Source organism: Gottfriedia sp. NPDC056225, assembly GCF_042267765.1.
Lineage (GTDB): Bacteria > Bacillota > Bacilli > Bacillales > Bacillaceae_G > Gottfriedia.
This window is the reverse complement of the sequence record NZ_JBHJTJ010000062.1, coordinates 1-16392: the sequence shown is the minus strand read 5'-3', so window position 1 is coordinate 16392 and position 16392 is coordinate 1. Positions and strand designations below refer to the sequence as shown.

The window sequence follows — 16392 nt, the reverse complement described above, 5'->3', positions numbered from 1 at the left end:
ATGTTTCAGAGATATGACAACAAAACGACTGTGAAAGGACGAGTAGTAGTAGGACGTAGACAAAGCGAGTCAGGGGTGGTGTGAGCCTGATACGAAGCCTATTATGAAGAACCTCCTGGAGTCGCTGACCGAAATCCTTTAGAGGAAAGTAGACTTAGCCGTGATCTTCGACGTTACAAGAAGAGCAGTATCGAGATCTCTCTAATCTCCGTACTGAATAAGTGAGCAACCTCTGTTGCTAATTTGGGTGGTACCGCGGAACCAAAGCCTTTCGTCCCAGTTTTTTTGGGAAAGAAGGGCTTTTTTTGTTGGCTTTTTTCTACTACATCCAAACATTTTAGGGGGAAATAGACATGTATCAATCATTAATGACAGTAAGAGAGACACAAATCGCAATTAAGGAAATTAAGACATTTTTTGAGGAACAATTAGCAAAACGTCTTGGAATGTTCCGCGTATCTGCACCATTATTCGTAACGAAAAAATCAGGTTTAAACGATCACTTAAACGGTGTAGAACGCCCAATTGAATTTGATATGCTTCATTCAGGAGAAGAGTTAGAAATTGTTCACTCACTAGCAAAATGGAAACGATTTGCACTTCATGAATATGGTTACGAAGCTGGTGAAGGTATCTATACAAACATGAACGCGATTCGACGTGATGAGGAACTTGATGCTACGCATTCAATTTACGTTGACCAATGGGATTGGGAAAAAATTATTCAAAAAGAATGGCGCACAGTAGATTATTTACAAGAAACCGTACAAACAATTTATGGAATCTTTAAAGAATTGGAAAATCATTTATTTGAAAAATATCCGTACCTTGGAAAGTATTTACCAGAAGAGATCGTATTTATTACATCCCAGGAGTTAGAAGATAAATATCCAGAGTTAACACCAAAAGATCGTGAGCATGCGATTGCAAAAGAGCACGGAGCAGTTTTTATTATCGGAATCGGCGATGTACTTCGTTCAGGTGAAAAACATGATGGACGCGCAGCTGACTATGACGACTGGAAATTAAACGGTGATATCTTATTCTGGCATCCAGTATTGCAATCTTCATTTGAATTATCATCAATGGGTATTCGTGTTGATAATAAATCACTTGATGAGCAGCTAACGAAGACAGGTGAAGATTTCAAACGCGAGTATAATTTTCATAAAGGTATTTTAGAAGATGTGCTTCCACTAACACTTGGTGGTGGTATAGGGCAATCAAGAATGTGCATGTACTTCTTACGAAAAGCACATATTGGTGAAGTTCAATCTTCTGTATGGCCTGATGAAATGCGAGAAGCATGTAAGAAGGAAAACATTCATTTGTTTTAAGACAAATTAGCCATAAATAAAAACATGACTCTATATCATTTGTTAATACATATTCATTAGAGAATTGAAATTTAATAAAATGTAGACTGTTTCGACAGTCTATTTTTTTATGCTAAACGGCAAATCATTATACGTTTTCAAACAATAGTCTGATTTATAAATGTTGATTTGGAAATTATTTTGATTTTTTTTCTTGACTTGAAATCCATTTCATAACTTAGATTGAAAATAAGTTAAATTTCAACAAAGGGGGAAAAAGATGATTAGAAAAGTTAATCTTCACTAGGACGAATTTGTATTAGCTACTATTACAGGTTTAGTAGAAATTTTTGATGGGATGCAAAATATCTACTATGGAGACTTGTTTTTAACAAATAAAAGATTATTTATAGAAAGCAATAAACTTATAGATTTTGAAAAGTCTTTTTGGTTTGAAGGAGAGATGGACACTATTAAAAATTCTACCCTTATTGTAGGGGAACACAGAATTGAGGTAAGATGGGCGTACAATGGAAATCTAATTTACTTTATAAAAGCTTTTCAGATGTTGAAAGCAAGTGCGTAGTAATCTTCATCAGAGGTTGTTGTGGGAGGTAAGTGATGGCAAATATTAACGATATTGCAAAATTAGCAGGTGTATCCGTCTCTACTGTTTCTAGAGTGCTTAACAATTATAAATATGTTGCTAGTGATAAAAGAGAAGCTGTCCTTAAAGTTATTGAAGAAATGAATTATACACCAAATAAAAATGCAATTGATTTAATTCGAGGAGAAACAAGAACAATCGGTGTTATTCTCCCATATAACAATAATCCAGCATTTGATCAAATCCTGAACGGGATCTTAAACAAAGCTTTAGAAAATGATTTTTTGATTACTGTACTTCCTTCAAATTATAGTAAAGAAAAAGAAGTGGAATATCTGCAAAAATTAAAAAGTAAGCTATATGACGGTATCATTATTGCTTCAAGGGCAAATGATTGGGAGACGATCCTTCCTTATAGCGATTTTGGAACAATCGTAGCTTGTGAATATACACAGCACAATGAAATTGGATGTTCCTATATGGACCGTTATTCTTCTTATCTAGATGCCTTTCAATTATTAAAAAATAAAGGGCATTATGAGGTAGCTTTTACAACAGCTAGGCTAAAGAGCAATAGTACAAATCAAATGATTGAAGCTTATACTGAGATTTTTGGTGAGCTTCAACCTAAATATCATATATCTGATTGTCATTCCTTAGAAGATGGTTACATGGCAGCAAAGAAATTCCTGGAATTGTCGAAAAGACCAACAGCCATCTATGCGAATGGAGATGAAGTGGCTGGTGGTATGTATTTATTTGCTAAGTCTCAACAATTGAAAATCCCAAGTGACTTGGCGATCATTGGTCAAGAAAATCAACCAATTGGAGTCGGAATGGGGATCTCTACAGTGGATCACCAATTAATGAAAGTCGGTGCACAGGCTTGTGACCTAGTAATAAATAAGTCTACAGAAAAAGTAAAAATCCCTTATCGCATTGTGGAAAGAGATTCAGTTTAAATCACATTTTGGTGGTATTAACAAAGAGGCTATTTATAACACAGATAAAAAATTAGTTTAAAGTGGGGAAAGAAAATGAGTAAAAAATTTATAGTTTTTGACATTGATGGAACGTTACTCACGACAGAAATGAAGTTTTTAGACAGTACAAAAGAAGCTTTAATTTCTCTTAAAGAAAAAGGACATGAGATCGGGATTGCGACAGGGAGGGACTACACTTCAGCAATAGCAATCGTTGATGAGCTTGAAATTGATACTTATGTTTTATGCAACGGATCAATTGGATATGTCCGACATGAGTTAGCGCATGAGGAAAACTTTACAAAGAAATCTATTATGCAATTAATTAAAATTGCAACAGAAAACAATGATCAGATTGTATTCCAAACAGCGAGCGGATTAAAAAGACATTTCGAGCTACCGGGAGATTCGTTAACGAATGCCTACGATAGTCTAGGATTGACCATTCCTGAGTTTGATGATCTGTATTGGGAACAAAATTCAATTATTCAAGCAATGCTTTTTTGCAAGCCAGAAGATCTTCCAAAATATGATATCAATGAATTTAGATATGTTAGTTGGCATAAATTTGGCTCTGATGTCATTCCGAAAGAAGGATCAAAAGCAAAAACTATTTTGAAAATCGCAGAAGAAAATGGATTTAAGCAGGAGGATATCATCTTTTTCGGAGATGGAATGAACGACATCGAACTGATGGAACACTCAGGAGTTGGGGTTGCAATGGGAAATGCCGAAACAGAAGTAAAAGAAAAAGCCAATTTAATCACAGATAGTTGCGATGAACATGGAATTTACAATGCTCTTAAGAAAATGTTATTAATATAATATATGGTGAGATTATTAAAGAAAAAATTAACTAATGGATGAATTAGTTAAATAACTTCCTCGACTAAAAAACTGCAAAAATAAACAGGATTGTCTAATTTGACAATCCTGTTTTTCAACATCTTTTATAATAATCCTAAAATAATTAATTAACGTCAAATCTTGTCTCCTCTTTAACACACCCTACTTATACTAAATCATATAATGTATTTTCTTTAAATTTCGTTTTATCCGGTGGAAAAAGCCAAATTGTTTATAATTAACTTGGAACATAAAATCCTTTTTTTACCCCTTTTTTCAAACTCCATTCCTTCGATGAACTCCAACCTTTATTCCCATTTATAATATAATTCATTAGAAAGAAAATTGAGAATTATTTTATATTTAAAACTCTTAAAATAGTTATTGCATTTTAGACTCAAAATTTAATAGAATACTTTTAATATAGTTTTTTACAACTAAATATAAGCTAATTAAGTTCAGTCACTTTTATTTTAAAGTGATTCTTAATACGCTCGTATAATTTTGGAAATAAACGGTCCAAGAGTATCTACCAAACTGCCGCATAGTTTGACTACGAGAGATATGACATAACATAATCTCTCCTATTTTTAGGAGGAATAACCAAATGAACTTACATGAAATGAAAACATCCACAAAGGCTGAAAAAGCTGACTTTTTAATAAAAAATGGAAAAATTATTAATGTATTTACGAAAGAAATAATAGAGGAATCGATTGCCGTTACTAATGGAATCATTGTTGGAATTGGTGAATATGAAGCGAGTGTAGTAATAGATGCAGAAGGTAAATATATTTCACCAGGTTTCATTGATTCGCATGTTCATATCGAGTCCTCTATGGTTTTACCTAGTGAATATGCAAAAACAGTCCTACCACATGGAGTTACGACTGTCATTACAGACCCTCATGAGATTGCAAATGTTGCTGGGGTTAATGGGATTAAAATGATGTTAGATGCTTCGGAAAATATTCCATTAGATGTTCGGGTGATGCTACCATCCTGTGTTCCTGCAACTTCGTTAGAGCGTGGGGGAGCGGTACTTTATGCAGAGCATTTAGAGCCATTTATGAGTCATCCAAGAGTGTTAGGTTTAGCAGAAGTAATGGATTATCCTTCTGTTATGACGATGGAAAAACAGATGATGGATAAATTAAATTTAGCACATAAGTATCAAAAGCCGATAGATGGTCATTTAGCAGGACTAACTAAAAATGAAATTAACGCATATTCCTATGCTGGTATTTCAACAGATCATGAATGTACAAATGTTCAAGAAGTACTTGAAAGACTTAGAGTAGGGATGTATGTTGCATTTAGAGAAGGGTCCGCTGCAAGAAATCTAAAGGATTTATTACCTGCAGTTAATGAAAGAAACGCAAGGGGCATTATGTTTTGTACTGATGATAAACATTTAGACGATATTATGAAAGAGGGTTCGATTGATTTTTGTATTCGAACAGCAATCGAATATGGGATTCATCCAGTAACTGCCTATTCAATGGCGACCTTAAATCCAGCTACTTGCTATGGTTTAAAACAAAAAGGTGCAATAGCTCCTGGATATGAAGCAAACTTTGTATTTTTAAGTGATTTAGAATTAGTAGAAATTACTGATGTATGGTGTAAAAATGAATTTACAGTAAGAAATAGTCAAAATACCAATTTTATAAAAAATGAAGAGTCAAAATTGATTGAATCTAAATTAAGCTTAGGTGATATAAAGATTGAAGATCTTGAGTTGAAAACAGACTCAAAAACGCTCGCTAACATTATTGAAATTAATCCTAATAGTATCGTTACAAATCATATAATTGATAAAATCACGATTGAAAATAATTTATTCAAGCCAAGTGCAAAAGAAAACTTATGTAAAATAGCAGTAATCGATCGCTATCATTCAGAAAAAGAAATTGGTTTAGGAATTGTTAAAGGTCTAAATCTAATTGATGGAGCGATCGCAACGACCATTGCTCATGATTCTCACCAACTAATCGTTGCCGGAATGAATGATGATGATATGTATGTTGCGGTCAAAACAATTGAAGAAATGAACGGTGGAATTGTTGTCGTATCTTCGGGAAAAGTAATCGCTAAATTATCATTACCAATTGGAGGATTAATGAGTAATCAGTCTGCAGAAGAAGTAGAAGCAGGTTTACATCAAATTGAGAATTCATTGCTAAAAATCAGACCTAACAATACGTTTAATGCTTTCTTAACTTTATCTTTCCTTGCATTACCTGTTATACCGAGTATAAAAATTACGACTAAAGGTTTATTTAGTGTAAATGAATTTAAATTTATTCCTGTTTTGGTTAATGAGTAAAATAGAATACTGTACTAAATGAGACTCCGAGAATTGGGGTCTTTTTGAAGTTTAAACAGTTTGATAGGTCACATTACCTAAAATTAAATTTGAATTTTTAAATAGAATTGATGAAATTCTTATACAATAGTAAATGAGAAATATTCGATAAACAATCAGGCTAAAATGGTTTGAGGAGAAGAATGCATGTCAGAAGTGATTTTTAACCATTTAAGAAATGTCCCACTCTTTAAAGGCCTTACAGATGTAGAGCTTCAATCTATTGTGGACATTTCATATACAAGAGAATATATTGCAAAATCATTCGTCTTTATGCAAGGAGAAAGTCTAGACAGAGTATTTTTTATCCATTCCGGTAAAATAAAAATACATATAAATGATCTGTCAGGGAAAGAGCAAATTGTTTCGATTCCACAAGCTGAAGAAATGTTTCCTCATGTTGGTTTATTTCTTAAAGGTACTTTTCCTGCACATGCTGAGGTTATTAAAGCTGCCAAATTAATTGTTTTACCAATTGCAGATTTTGAGCTAATACTAATTAAACATCCTGAATTATGCATTAAATTATTTAAGTTTCTTAGCGAAAAGATTGTTGATTTACAAGCGAGGTTAATTGAACAAACACTACATAATTCATACGACAAAATCACCATGTTATTACGACGACTATGTAAGTCAAATGGAATACCATTAAATAGTAATCAATTTAAAATAACAACCCATTTTACCAATCGTGAGCTTGCAAATATGATTGGTACATCAAGGGAAACGGTTAATCGAACAATCAATCAATTAAGAAAAAAAGAAGTAATTAGCATGGATACTGAAGGTTTTTTTATCATAAATTTAGACAAACTCGAAAATGAGCTGTATTAAGAATAAGAAAAAAGGCATATGAAGTTAAAGTTCATATGCCTTTATAAGTTTTCACAAATTTTTAAACCCGTAATATTTGATTAATCTCTTTCGATTACTCGATTAAATAAGATATTATTTTCTAAATGGATATGTTGGAACGTATCAGCCTCAAGAGACTCAAGTCTTTGATAGACAAGACGATAAGTTCCACAAGCTTCAACTGGAGGAGTAAAGTCATTCGTAATTTCACGTAATTCCTTTAAGATATTACCAGCAGAGTTATGGTCACCTTCTAATTCGTCAACGATTTTATTTAGTTTATTACGATTTTCAGCAGTTGGATTTTGTTCATGCTCTAATATTAGCTTAAAGTCTACTGTTTCTTCCTTCCAAGTATGTTGTTCCAGTTCTGTTTTTAAGTCAAAAAATAATTTGTGTAAGCGTACTAAATGAGGATGAGATTGACCGTGAACCCGCATTACTTTCGTTACATATGGGCTTAAAAGTGGTAATTCTTCGTTTAAAAAGCGATGATGTTTGTTCACAATATGAGCAATTAATTCTTTATTTGAAGCTTTATTATAATCAATATCTGCTTCGTTTATTTGTTTAGATTCATGATAAAGTGTATTTAATTTTGTTAAAATCTCTTCAACGTTCAAATTTTTTTCTTTAATCGCTTCAATTAGTGGTCTATTACCACCACAGCAAAAATCAATTCGATATGATTTAAAAAGGTCACTAGCCTTTGGAAATTCGGTAACAATCTTGCTAATTTTATCAAATTGATTATATGGTTGATTCATAAAAAAGCCTCCATCATTTTTTTTTCTAACTAGAAAAAGAATAACAATTTGAGGAACTATTTTTTGTGATATAAATCACAAGTTTGCATTTTTATATTAAAGTGAAAATATGAAAAGTAAATAAATTATTTGTAGATTTCTTTAGTGTCAAGGTGTACAGACAGGAATTTAAAAAAACTCTGGTTCAAAAGAGTATATGTCATTTTGTTGAATTGTTCACATAGTGGACAAAGGATAAGATTTTTGTACTTGGTTTAATCACTAAAACTGAAATATACATGTAAACAGATTGAAAAATGACTCAAGCAATTCTTGAGTCATTTTGTTTTTTTTAGGGTTAATTCTATTCAAATCAACAAAATCTATAATGAAGAAATTCTTATATACTGGACGAATTATAAAGACGAACTAAATGTGAAGAGTATGTATTACAAAGCATAAGGAGAGATTGTGTTGAGTGATAAGATAGATTTTTCAGAAAAAATCCATATAGGTGAATTGATTGCAGTTTCAAACGTGTACGGATTAACGCCATATACCCTTCTTTTAGAACTTGAAAAAGGTACGATTGAAGTATTTCTTTCGATAAATGAATTTAACGGGAAATATAGTGATACGACAGATCTAGACTGGTGTCAATTAAATAACGGAAAGGTTTTTCTAAAAAAATGAATGACTAAAATTAAGTTCTGTTAATTTTAAAATTTCACATTGAAAACAACTCGATAAATTAATAAACTAACTAATCAGGTAAATACCCTATCTAAAAGGTAGGGTTTGGATTAAACGTTTTTGATGATAACTTAAGTTCTTTTATTTAATACGATTTCACCAAACATGGCTAATTGATCATTATTTAGACTTTCTTTATCAATTGTTGGCATGACAACAGATAGTAGGAAATTAACCTCATTATTTAATCGATGAATCTCTTCTAACAATTCAATTTGTATGCCTTTCATTTCGCTCATTACCTCTAAAAACAAATCTTCTTTATTCTGATTTAATTCATTCAGTTTACTACTCATATCAAACACCTCCAAAGAGATTATTCGTTACATAATATTCAATATCCTTTTTGTATTAAGCATTTTTAACATTTCTATAAAGTAAAAAACTCAGCCAATAATTTAATTTTGGCATGAGTGGGATTTTTCATTTTAAAAAAGTACAAATTTTCTCGCTTTTATGTAGTATTCATTCTCCAATATTATCTTCAAACCATTCCTGCAGGTCTTTTAAAGATGTAAAGGAAAAAATTTCTTCACCATTTTGTCCATTATCAGTACCAATATTACCCCTTAAAGTAATTTGACCTTCTTCTCCAGAAATTAAGATTGCATATGGATGGTTTAAATTAATAAATCTCGCATCTAAATTATTATCAATCCAATTTTTACTACTTAAAAATGCTTCATAATGATCCATATTGATTCCTCCTATCGATGATATTGTTCCAACTTATAAAAAAAATACGCAAGAATTTAGGTTTATAAGGCGTAAAGATCCTTTTTTTAGTCCGTTTTTTTGTATGGGGTCAATCGCCAGCAAAAGTATAATTAAAATTGCCAATAATTTCCGTATATAGAAGTTGAAAATAGAAAATTATAGAAAAGACAATGCTGCAAAAAAGGGGGGGCTTATTTGATTCGAAATAAACATAAATTGCTAAGAACGTTTAAGTCAAAAAAGAATGACGAAATAAATGTTCGACAAGATCCCCTATATGACAATTATGGTCAAAATATCGAAGCACTCGAATTAATTTATGATAATTGCTCAGACGTAATTTTCCGTTCATTTTTACTATTTGGAAATACTAGGGCAACGATTATTTATATTGAAGGCCTAACAGATAAAGAAGGAATTGAAAATTTTGTTTTAGTGCCACTAATGGAAAAAGTATCAACCACAGAACAATCAATAAATGATGTAATTGATGATAAAATTCCAGTTTCTAAAGTGAATAAGGTCATTTCATTTCAGCAATGCATTGATTCAATTTCATCTGGCAATCCAATTCTTATATCAGAAGGTGTAAAAGCTGGGTTTTCTTTAGGGCTTGCAAAGTGGGAAAAACGCTCAATAGAGGAACCAACAGCTGAAGTTGGCATTAAAGGACCTCGAGAGGGATTTAATGAGTCGATAGAAATTAGTAAATCTCAATTACGTAGAATTATTAAAAGTCCTTCACTTAAAATGCTATCGCTGAAAATTGGGCGCTATACGAATACGACAATTGTTATTACCTACATAGAAGGAATTGCAGATCAAACGCTAATCGATGAAATCGTTAGTCGATTAACAGGTATTGAAGTAGATGGAATTTTGGAAAGTGAGTACATTGAGGAATTGATTGAAGATAATCCTTTTTCGCCTTTTCCACAGATTTTGTCTACTGAACGTCCAGACGTAGTTTGCTCTAATTTACTTGAGGGAAGGGTAGGCATTTTAGTTGAAGGAACGCCGTTTTGCTTAATTGCTCCAATTTCATTTTTTTCATTGATTCAATCACATGAGGATTACTATCAACGATTTATCGTTAGTTCAGCGATCCGATGGTTACGCTATTTATTCCTTGGAATTTCGCTTTTGCTTCCATCATTTTATGTTGCGATTATGACTTTTCATCAAGAGATGGTACCAACTAATTTGTTGCTAAGTATGGCAGCTTCTCGAGAACCAATTCCTTTTCCATCAATTGTAGAAGTATTGATTATGGAAGTTTCATTTGAAGCATTGCGGGAAGCAGGAGTTCGATTACCTAAGCAAATAGGAGCGGCCGTAAGTATTGTAGGTGCTTTAGTAATTGGTCAAGCAGCTGTTCAGGCAGGTTTGGTTTCTTCACCAATGGTAATTGTAGTGGCGATTACTGGAATTGCTTCATTCATGTTGCCTCGTTATATTGCAGGGATTGCGATTCGTTTGCTCAGATTCCCGATGATTTTGCTTGCTGGTTCATTGGGGTTAGTTGGAATTATGTTAGGTATAATTCTAATCGTCATCCATTTATGTAGCTTACGTTCATTTGGTGTTCCATATTTAGCTCCACTGGCTCCGCTTAAAACTGAAGAACTAAAGGATGTCTTATGGAGAGCACCATTTTGGATGATGGATACACGTCCTCATCTCACAGGAAAGACTAATTTAAATCGTCAATCCGACGGACAATCACCAAAAAATGATAAATGAAATAGCCTTTAGTAAAAAATTTAAAGGAAAGACGAAAGGAGAATCAATTAATGAAACGTGTTCTCTATTTGTTATCCTTATGTGGATCGATTTTATTGTTAAGTGGTTGCTGGGATCGATTGGAGATAAATGATTTAGCCATTGTCACTGCAGTTGCCATAGATCGAGTAGATGATAAAACAATTGAGCTTTCAACTCAAATAATTATTCCGAAAGACTTAAGTTCTGGTAATGGACAAGCCGGAGTAGGTCAACAAAGTTCATTAACTGTTGTTAGATCTCAAAAAGGAAAAAATATTGCCGATGCAATCTCAAAACTGCAAACGAAATTACCGCGTAAAATATTTTGGGGACAGTGTGAGGTATACATTTTTAGTGAAGAATTAGCTAAAAAAGGTGTAAAAGAGCAAATGGATTTTTTACTTCGTCATCCTCAACCAAGGGAAAGAGCCTATTTATTCGTAAGTAAAATTGATCCAAAGCAAATACTCCAGATGTCTACACCAATAGAACGGTATTCAGCTGAAACAATTATGGGCTTATCTGATTTTCGATTTTCAATGCAAGTCGATTTGCAGTCCTTTGAAGCCATGTTAACTGGCCCAGCAAATGCAGCAGCTATTCCATTACTTGATATATTGTCAGAACCAAAGAATGAGGGATCAGATCAATCCAATAGACTACCAGCCATTGTCGGTACCGCTGTTTTTAAAAAGGATAAAATGATTGGACAGATTTCGGAACGAGCAACAAGAGGAGTCCTATTATTAAGAAATGAACAGAAAGAATTTACTGTAACATTAAAATCAGTTGACATGAAAGGTAATGTATCATTGTATCCAGTTTTGATTCATACAAAGCTTATACCAGAAATCAAGCATGATAAATGGAAAATGCTAGTGAAAGTAAAGGCAGAAGGCGCAATCGTGCAAAACGGAACGGACTTAGATTATTCAAATCAACTACTAAAAAAGAAATTAGAAAAAGTTTTTCAAAAAAAGATTAAAGATGGAATAGAACAATCTCTTAAGCAAGTTCAACTAAACCTAAAAACTGATATTATAGGTTTTGCTGATGAGTTTCACAGAGTCTATCCGAAACAATGGAAAAAAGTCGAAAATCACTGGGATGAGAAATTTCCTACTGTAGAAGTAAAAATTGACGTCGATGCAAACATTCGAAGACAAGGCTATATTAACAAACCAGGAGCAATACCTGAGAAAGAGGTTCGGAATAAATGAAGTGGGGTTATTTTATTTGTACAACAGTAATTGTAGCTCTAATTTTCATTTTTGAATGGAAAAAAATGAAGTCAGCTCCTAAAGAAGATCAGATTGGCTTTGTTTTGTTACTTTTATTAGCATGGATTTTTTCTTTGTTTAATCTACAGCAAATGGCTGGACCAATTACATGGGTTGAAGCTCTTTTTAAACCATTTGAAAAATATATGTAATGACAGATCAATTTTACAATTCTTAAAGGAACAAGATTATTTGAGAGCGGTTGTTTAGTAGAGCTATGAAAAAATAATCTAAACTTCGGTCGTAGCATTATTCCAAAAAGGAGGTAGACAATGGAGAAAGGTAAAATTTCATCGCTTCAAATGGCATTCATGCTGTATCCAACCATCATTGCTACAGCTATTCTCATGCTACCTAGTTTCACTGCTCAATACGCTAAACAAGACCTATGGCTGTCCCCGATTTGGGCGTGTTTAATCGGATTTTTAACTGTTTTCATAGCAATTCAATTAAATAAACTATACCCGAATCAAACCGTGATTCAATTTAGTCAGCAAATAGTAGGTCGCTTCTTTGGGAAAATAGTTGGATTACTATTTTTGATATTTTACATTCCTACAACAGGTTTAATTACTAGAAGTTATGGAGAATTTGTGGTCGATTCCTTTCTACCTCATACGCCAGTAGTTGTTATTACGGGATCTATGGTATTAGTCTGTTCTTTTGCGATTCGAGGGGGGATTGAATTACTAGGAAGAGTGGCAGATTTATTTGTGCCGATTTTTCTAATTACCCTTATTTTACTTTTACTCTTACTACTTCCAGATTTTAACTTCAACAATTTATTGCCTATAATGGAAGATGGATTCATGCCTTCATTTAAAGGGTCAATCATACTACAAGGCTGGTTTACAGAATTTTTTTTAATCATCTTTCTCCTTCCATTTTTAAAGGATTCTAAAAAAGGGACAAAATCAATTTCTTGGACAGTATTTGCAGTAATGATTACTTTGGTTATCGTAAATATGTCAACCTATGCAGTTCTTGGAACAACAACAGCCTACAAAGTCTATCCGTTAATGAATGTAGCCCGATATATAAGTATTGCCAATTTTTTTGAACATTTAGAGGCAATTTTTATGGCAGTATGGATTTTAGGAACATTTGTTAAAATATCTATATTTTATTACGCCTCAGTACTAGTCGTTGCTCAGTTATTGAATCTATCTGATTACCGTCCAATCGTATTACCAGTTGGGATTTTAATCGTTGAATTTTGCTTTTGGTCATTGCCTAGTACAGTTGAAATTAGCCGTTTTGAAACCACAGCATTCCCATTTTATGCTCTTTTTGTTCAAACTATAATTCCTTTATTCTTGCTATTACTTTCGCTATTTAAAAGAAGTTTTCAAAAGCTAACCGAAAATTGAGCGTTGATCAAAACCAATTAGAACAAAAATAAAATTTTTATCACAAAGTTAATTTAAAGTGGTAAAAAATACACAATTTGAAGTGTTAAAAATATTGTGTATTAGCATGTATAGGACAAACTTGCTTCCGGGAAGGCTTAAAGTAAGGAGGCGTTAAAATGGTTACTTTTGAAGTTTTATCTTTAATGATTAGCTTTGGAATGTTTGTCATCGCCATTTTAGAATTTAAAGAAAAGGATCGAAATAAAAATTCTTAAAGACGCTTATGATATTAGATAGTAAACCTTGTAACACGCTATAAAAGCGTGTTTTTTTTATTTCAGCTTTAAACAAAATTCACTTATTCTAAAATAATTATTGTACAATTATACTAGATTAAGTGAAAAATTTAAGAAGGTGTAAGTGGAAATGTATGATATTACAATAATCGGATCAGGTGTAAGTAGTATTTTTTTAGCATATACATTATTACAAACAAATCAAAAGGTATTAATACTTGAAAAAGGAAAATCATTAGAGGAAAGAACGTGTGGACTCGACAAAGGAGAAACTTGTAATTGTGAAGTATGCGGTAAATTTTATGGCTTTGCAGGACTTGGGAAGTCAGAAGGTAAATTTAATTATTCCTGTGATTTTGGTGGAGAATTGGCCCAAAAAGTAGGAAAAGAAAAATTAATACAATTAATGGATGAAGTTGACGAATTATTATGCCTTTTCGGTGCTGAATCGGTACAAAAATATTCAACTGTAAATGAAAAGCTAGCAAAAAAAGCGCAAGATTGTAATTTGCAAATGTTAACAACAGAAGTAAGACATCTTGGAACACAGCTTTCAACAGAAATATTTCAAAGTTTGTATACTATTTTAGCAAGTAAAGTTGATATTCGTTTTGAAGTTGATATTCAAGATCTGAGAAAAGAAATGAATACATTCACTATAAATACGAATCTAGGGGAATTTGAATCTAAACATGTTGTTTTTGCTACAGGTAGATCTGGAACAGATTGGTTAAAAGAGCAATGTACAAATCTCGGAGTAAAACAAGGGAAAACTCGACTTGATTTAGGAATTAGAGTAGAAATGAAAGAACAACAATTGCGTTCAATTTTGCAAGATACTTTTGAAACAAAACTAGCGTTTGAATATGATGATGTTATTTCAACTACATATTGCATGAATCCAAAAGGTAGAATCGTTCGAAAGTTTCAGGAAGGTTTAGTCATGCCTGATGGACAAAATTTTAAAGAAAAGGAGACAGGAACAACTAATTTAAATTTTACATTGTTTACTCCTAACTATTTTCCTTCTTTAAAAGAAGCAAATCTTTATGCTAGTAAAATCATAGGAAGTATTAATAATGATTCAGATAGAATCGTAGTACAGCGATTAGGTGATCTACTTTGTGGAGAACCAACAACTGAAGTAAAAATGGAAGAAAATAGTATCATACCTACATTAAGTGCAGACTACGGTGATTTAACGAAAGAAGTACCTTTATTTTATTTAACTATTTTACAAGGATTTTTAAATCAATTGGAAGAATTTATAGGAGAAACGATTGATAAAGATACTCTTCTTTATGGTATCGATGGAAAGTTTTATTCTCCTATTATTGAAACAGATTTAAACTTTCAAACTAGTTTAGACGGATTATTTGTCATTGGTGATGCTTCAGGCGTTACTCATTCGTTATCTCAAGCAGCGGCTAGTGGCATTTATTTAGGTGAATTTTTGGCTAATAAAGAAAAAAGTGAACTTGAAGTAACTAAATGAAAAATTCTTTTAAGATTTAAAAATTCATATAGTAGGTGATTCTATGACAAATAAAATTCATTTATATTTAATTCGACATGGTGAAACTTATTTAAATCGTTATAAAAGAATGCAAGGATGGGCCGATAGTCCATTAACAGAAGAAGGAAAAATTGTTGCGATTGATTGTGGTAAGAGATTATCCAATATTCAATTTGATCGCGTTTATACAAGTGATTCAGGCAGAACGGTTGAAACGGCCGAATTAATTTTACAACAAAACAATTACGAAATACCTATAATCAGAAAAACAAAAGCCTTTCGAGAATCTTTTTTTGGTAGTTTTGAAGGAGAATTTTCAGCTGTAGCTTTAGGTAAAGTTGCAAAAGATAATGGGTATTCTTCATTTGGGGAACTAATGCGAAATCGAACTCTTGAAGATATAACAAATTTTTTTAAAGAATCTGATCCATACCATCAAGCCGAAAACTATAGTGAGCTATGGAATCGTATAGAAAAAGGCCTTGATGAACTCATTATAGAAAACAATAAAAACGATGAAAATGTTTTAATCGTCACTCATGGAAATACAATTCGCAACATTGTAAAAAAATTTTCAGAGGAATTTAATATTGAATTAGAAATAAAGAACGCTAGTATTACATTATTGGAATATTCATCTGAAACATATAAAGTGATTTCTTTTAATCAGTAATTGATTGCGTTGAAATGCAAATAAAAAGGTGAAAAGTGCAAATGAATTTTGTGAAAGTGCAAATAAAAAGGCTAAAACTGCAAATATATTCGTACTACTGCAAATAAAATCGTCTAAACTGCAAATAAGGCCTTCATTTAAGAATAAAAATGAGTGATTCAGAGAAATATCAAGACAAAACAATGAATTTGACAGTAAGAACTAAAAAAAACGATACAAAACCATAAAAATAAACAAAAAAGAAGTCTCTTCACGGGAAGAAAACAGCAAAAGAAATGGCAACTAATTAGCATAAAAATTAGTTGCCTCTTTTTATC

Annotated in this window: 16 protein-coding genes, 1 riboswitch and 1 other annotated feature; of the genes, 13 read left to right on the top strand and 3 right to left on the bottom strand. The window is 32.2% G+C overall.

Going from position 1 to position 16392, the window contains the following annotated elements; genetic code table 11:
• The first annotated feature begins 21 nt into the window (after positions 1-21).
• Positions 22-282 (top strand) — a binding site (T-box leader).
• Positions 283-353: 71 nt separating this feature from the next.
• From asnA to ACFCYN_RS22725, 5 genes are all read left to right on the top strand, one after another.
• Positions 354-1337, top strand: a complete 984-nt coding sequence (asnA, locus tag ACFCYN_RS22745; protein WP_375951983.1) for an aspartate--ammonia ligase — start codon at positions 354-356, stop codon at positions 1335-1337.
• A 600-nt stretch (positions 1338-1937) separates the two neighbouring features.
• On the top strand, positions 1938-2885 hold the full coding sequence (locus ACFCYN_RS22740) for a LacI family DNA-binding transcriptional regulator (RefSeq protein ID WP_375951981.1): 948 nt from the start codon (positions 1938-1940) through the stop codon (positions 2883-2885).
• 75 nt (positions 2886-2960) lie between these two features.
• Positions 2961-3731 carry a Cof-type HAD-IIB family hydrolase gene (locus ACFCYN_RS22735; protein WP_375951979.1) on the top strand — a complete coding sequence of 257 codons (771 nt, stop codon included), beginning with the start codon at positions 2961-2963 and terminating at the stop codon, positions 3729-3731.
• Positions 3732-4226: 495 nt separating this feature from the next.
• A riboswitch (purine riboswitch) is annotated at positions 4227-4328 on the top strand.
• Between the two features lie 31 nt (positions 4329-4359).
• Entirely contained in the window at positions 4360-6081 is a 1722-nt protein-coding gene (gene ade / locus ACFCYN_RS22730) for an adenine deaminase (RefSeq protein WP_375951977.1), read from the top strand.
• 186 nt (positions 6082-6267) lie between these two features.
• Positions 6268-6957, top strand: a complete 690-nt coding sequence (locus ACFCYN_RS22725) for a Crp/Fnr family transcriptional regulator (RefSeq protein ID WP_375951975.1) — start codon at positions 6268-6270, stop codon at positions 6955-6957.
• 80 nt (positions 6958-7037) lie between these two features.
• Here ACFCYN_RS22725 and ric read toward each other — a convergent pair whose 3' ends face one another.
• Complete coding sequence (gene ric / locus ACFCYN_RS22720) at positions 7038-7745, bottom strand: iron-sulfur cluster repair di-iron protein (RefSeq protein ID WP_375951974.1); 708 nt, start codon at positions 7743-7745, stop codon at positions 7038-7040.
• Positions 7746-8198: 453 nt separating this feature from the next.
• On the opposite strand from ric, the gene ACFCYN_RS22715 reads away from it, so the two are divergent.
• A complete protein-coding gene (locus tag ACFCYN_RS22715) occupies positions 8199-8417 on the top strand; it encodes a hypothetical protein (protein ID WP_375951972.1) in 219 nt (72 codons plus the stop codon).
• Positions 8418-8548: 131 nt separating this feature from the next.
• Here ACFCYN_RS22715 and ACFCYN_RS22710 read toward each other — a convergent pair whose 3' ends face one another.
• Positions 8549-8773 (bottom strand): hypothetical protein, encoded by a 225-nt coding sequence (locus tag ACFCYN_RS22710; protein WP_375951970.1) that lies wholly within the window; start codon positions 8771-8773, stop codon positions 8549-8551.
• Between the two features lie 169 nt (positions 8774-8942).
• Positions 8943-9173: a hypothetical protein gene (locus ACFCYN_RS22705; protein ID WP_375951968.1), complete on the bottom strand. Its 231-nt coding sequence runs from the start codon at positions 9171-9173 to the stop codon at positions 8943-8945.
• A gap of 216 nt (positions 9174-9389) precedes the next feature.
• Here ACFCYN_RS22705 and ACFCYN_RS22700 point away from each other — a divergent pair, with 216 nt between their 5' ends.
• The 7 genes from ACFCYN_RS22700 (at position 9390) to ACFCYN_RS22670 (ending at position 16075) form a co-directional block, all read left to right on the top strand.
• Positions 9390-10937, top strand: a complete 1548-nt coding sequence (locus ACFCYN_RS22700) for a spore germination protein (RefSeq protein ID WP_375951967.1) — start codon at positions 9390-9392, stop codon at positions 10935-10937.
• Positions 10938-10987: 50 nt separating this feature from the next.
• A complete protein-coding gene (locus tag ACFCYN_RS22695) occupies positions 10988-12178 on the top strand; it encodes a Ger(x)C family spore germination protein (RefSeq protein WP_375951965.1) in 1191 nt (396 codons plus the stop codon).
• Positions 12175-12390, top strand: a complete 216-nt coding sequence (locus ACFCYN_RS22690) for a hypothetical protein (protein WP_375951964.1) — start codon at positions 12175-12177, stop codon at positions 12388-12390. Before ACFCYN_RS22695 ends, ACFCYN_RS22690 begins: the two co-directional genes overlap by 4 nt.
• 120 nt (positions 12391-12510) lie before the next feature.
• Positions 12511-13608 carry a GerAB/ArcD/ProY family transporter gene (locus ACFCYN_RS22685; RefSeq protein WP_375951962.1) on the top strand — a complete coding sequence of 366 codons (1098 nt, stop codon included), beginning with the start codon at positions 12511-12513 and terminating at the stop codon, positions 13606-13608.
• 158 nt (positions 13609-13766) lie between these two features.
• Complete coding sequence (locus tag ACFCYN_RS22680; RefSeq protein WP_257144113.1) at positions 13767-13865, top strand: putative holin-like toxin; 99 nt, start codon at positions 13767-13769, stop codon at positions 13863-13865.
• A gap of 151 nt (positions 13866-14016) precedes the next feature.
• Positions 14017-15381: an NAD(P)/FAD-dependent oxidoreductase gene (locus ACFCYN_RS22675; protein WP_375951959.1), complete on the top strand. Its 1365-nt coding sequence runs from the start codon at positions 14017-14019 to the stop codon at positions 15379-15381.
• A 43-nt stretch (positions 15382-15424) separates the two neighbouring features.
• Entirely contained in the window at positions 15425-16075 is a 651-nt protein-coding gene (locus ACFCYN_RS22670) for a histidine phosphatase family protein (protein ID WP_375951957.1), read from the top strand.
• The last annotated feature ends 317 nt before the right edge of the window (positions 16076-16392 follow it).

Bases quoted from the DNA above. Each gene is read 5' to 3' on its own strand.
- asnA (WP_375951983.1), top strand. From the start codon at position 354: ATGTATCAATCATTAATGACAGTAAGAGAGACACAAATCGCAATTAAG.
- ACFCYN_RS22740 (WP_375951981.1), top strand. From the start codon at position 1,938: ATGGCAAATATTAACGATATTGCAAAATTAGCAGGTGTATCCGTCTCT.
- ACFCYN_RS22735 (WP_375951979.1), top strand. From the start codon at position 2,961: ATGAGTAAAAAATTTATAGTTTTTGACATTGATGGAACGTTACTCACG.
- ade (WP_375951977.1), top strand. From the start codon at position 4,360: ATGAACTTACATGAAATGAAAACATCCACAAAGGCTGAAAAAGCTGAC.
- ACFCYN_RS22725 (WP_375951975.1), top strand. From the start codon at position 6,268: ATGTCAGAAGTGATTTTTAACCATTTAAGAAATGTCCCACTCTTTAAA.
- ric (WP_375951974.1), bottom strand. From the start codon at position 7,745: ATGAATCAACCATATAATCAATTTGATAAAATTAGCAAGATTGTTACC.
- ACFCYN_RS22710 (WP_375951970.1), bottom strand. From the start codon at position 8,773: ATGAGTAGTAAACTGAATGAATTAAATCAGAATAAAGAAGATTTGTTT.
- ACFCYN_RS22705 (WP_375951968.1), bottom strand. From the start codon at position 9,173: ATGGATCATTATGAAGCATTTTTAAGTAGTAAAAATTGGATTGATAAT.
- ACFCYN_RS22695 (WP_375951965.1), top strand. From the start codon at position 10,988: ATGAAACGTGTTCTCTATTTGTTATCCTTATGTGGATCGATTTTATTG.
- ACFCYN_RS22690 (WP_375951964.1), top strand. From the start codon at position 12,175: ATGAAGTGGGGTTATTTTATTTGTACAACAGTAATTGTAGCTCTAATT.
- ACFCYN_RS22685 (WP_375951962.1), top strand. From the start codon at position 12,511: ATGGAGAAAGGTAAAATTTCATCGCTTCAAATGGCATTCATGCTGTAT.
- ACFCYN_RS22680 (WP_257144113.1), top strand. From the start codon at position 13,767: ATGGTTACTTTTGAAGTTTTATCTTTAATGATTAGCTTTGGAATGTTT.
- ACFCYN_RS22675 (WP_375951959.1), top strand. From the start codon at position 14,017: ATGTATGATATTACAATAATCGGATCAGGTGTAAGTAGTATTTTTTTA.
- ACFCYN_RS22670 (WP_375951957.1), top strand. From the start codon at position 15,425: ATGACAAATAAAATTCATTTATATTTAATTCGACATGGTGAAACTTAT.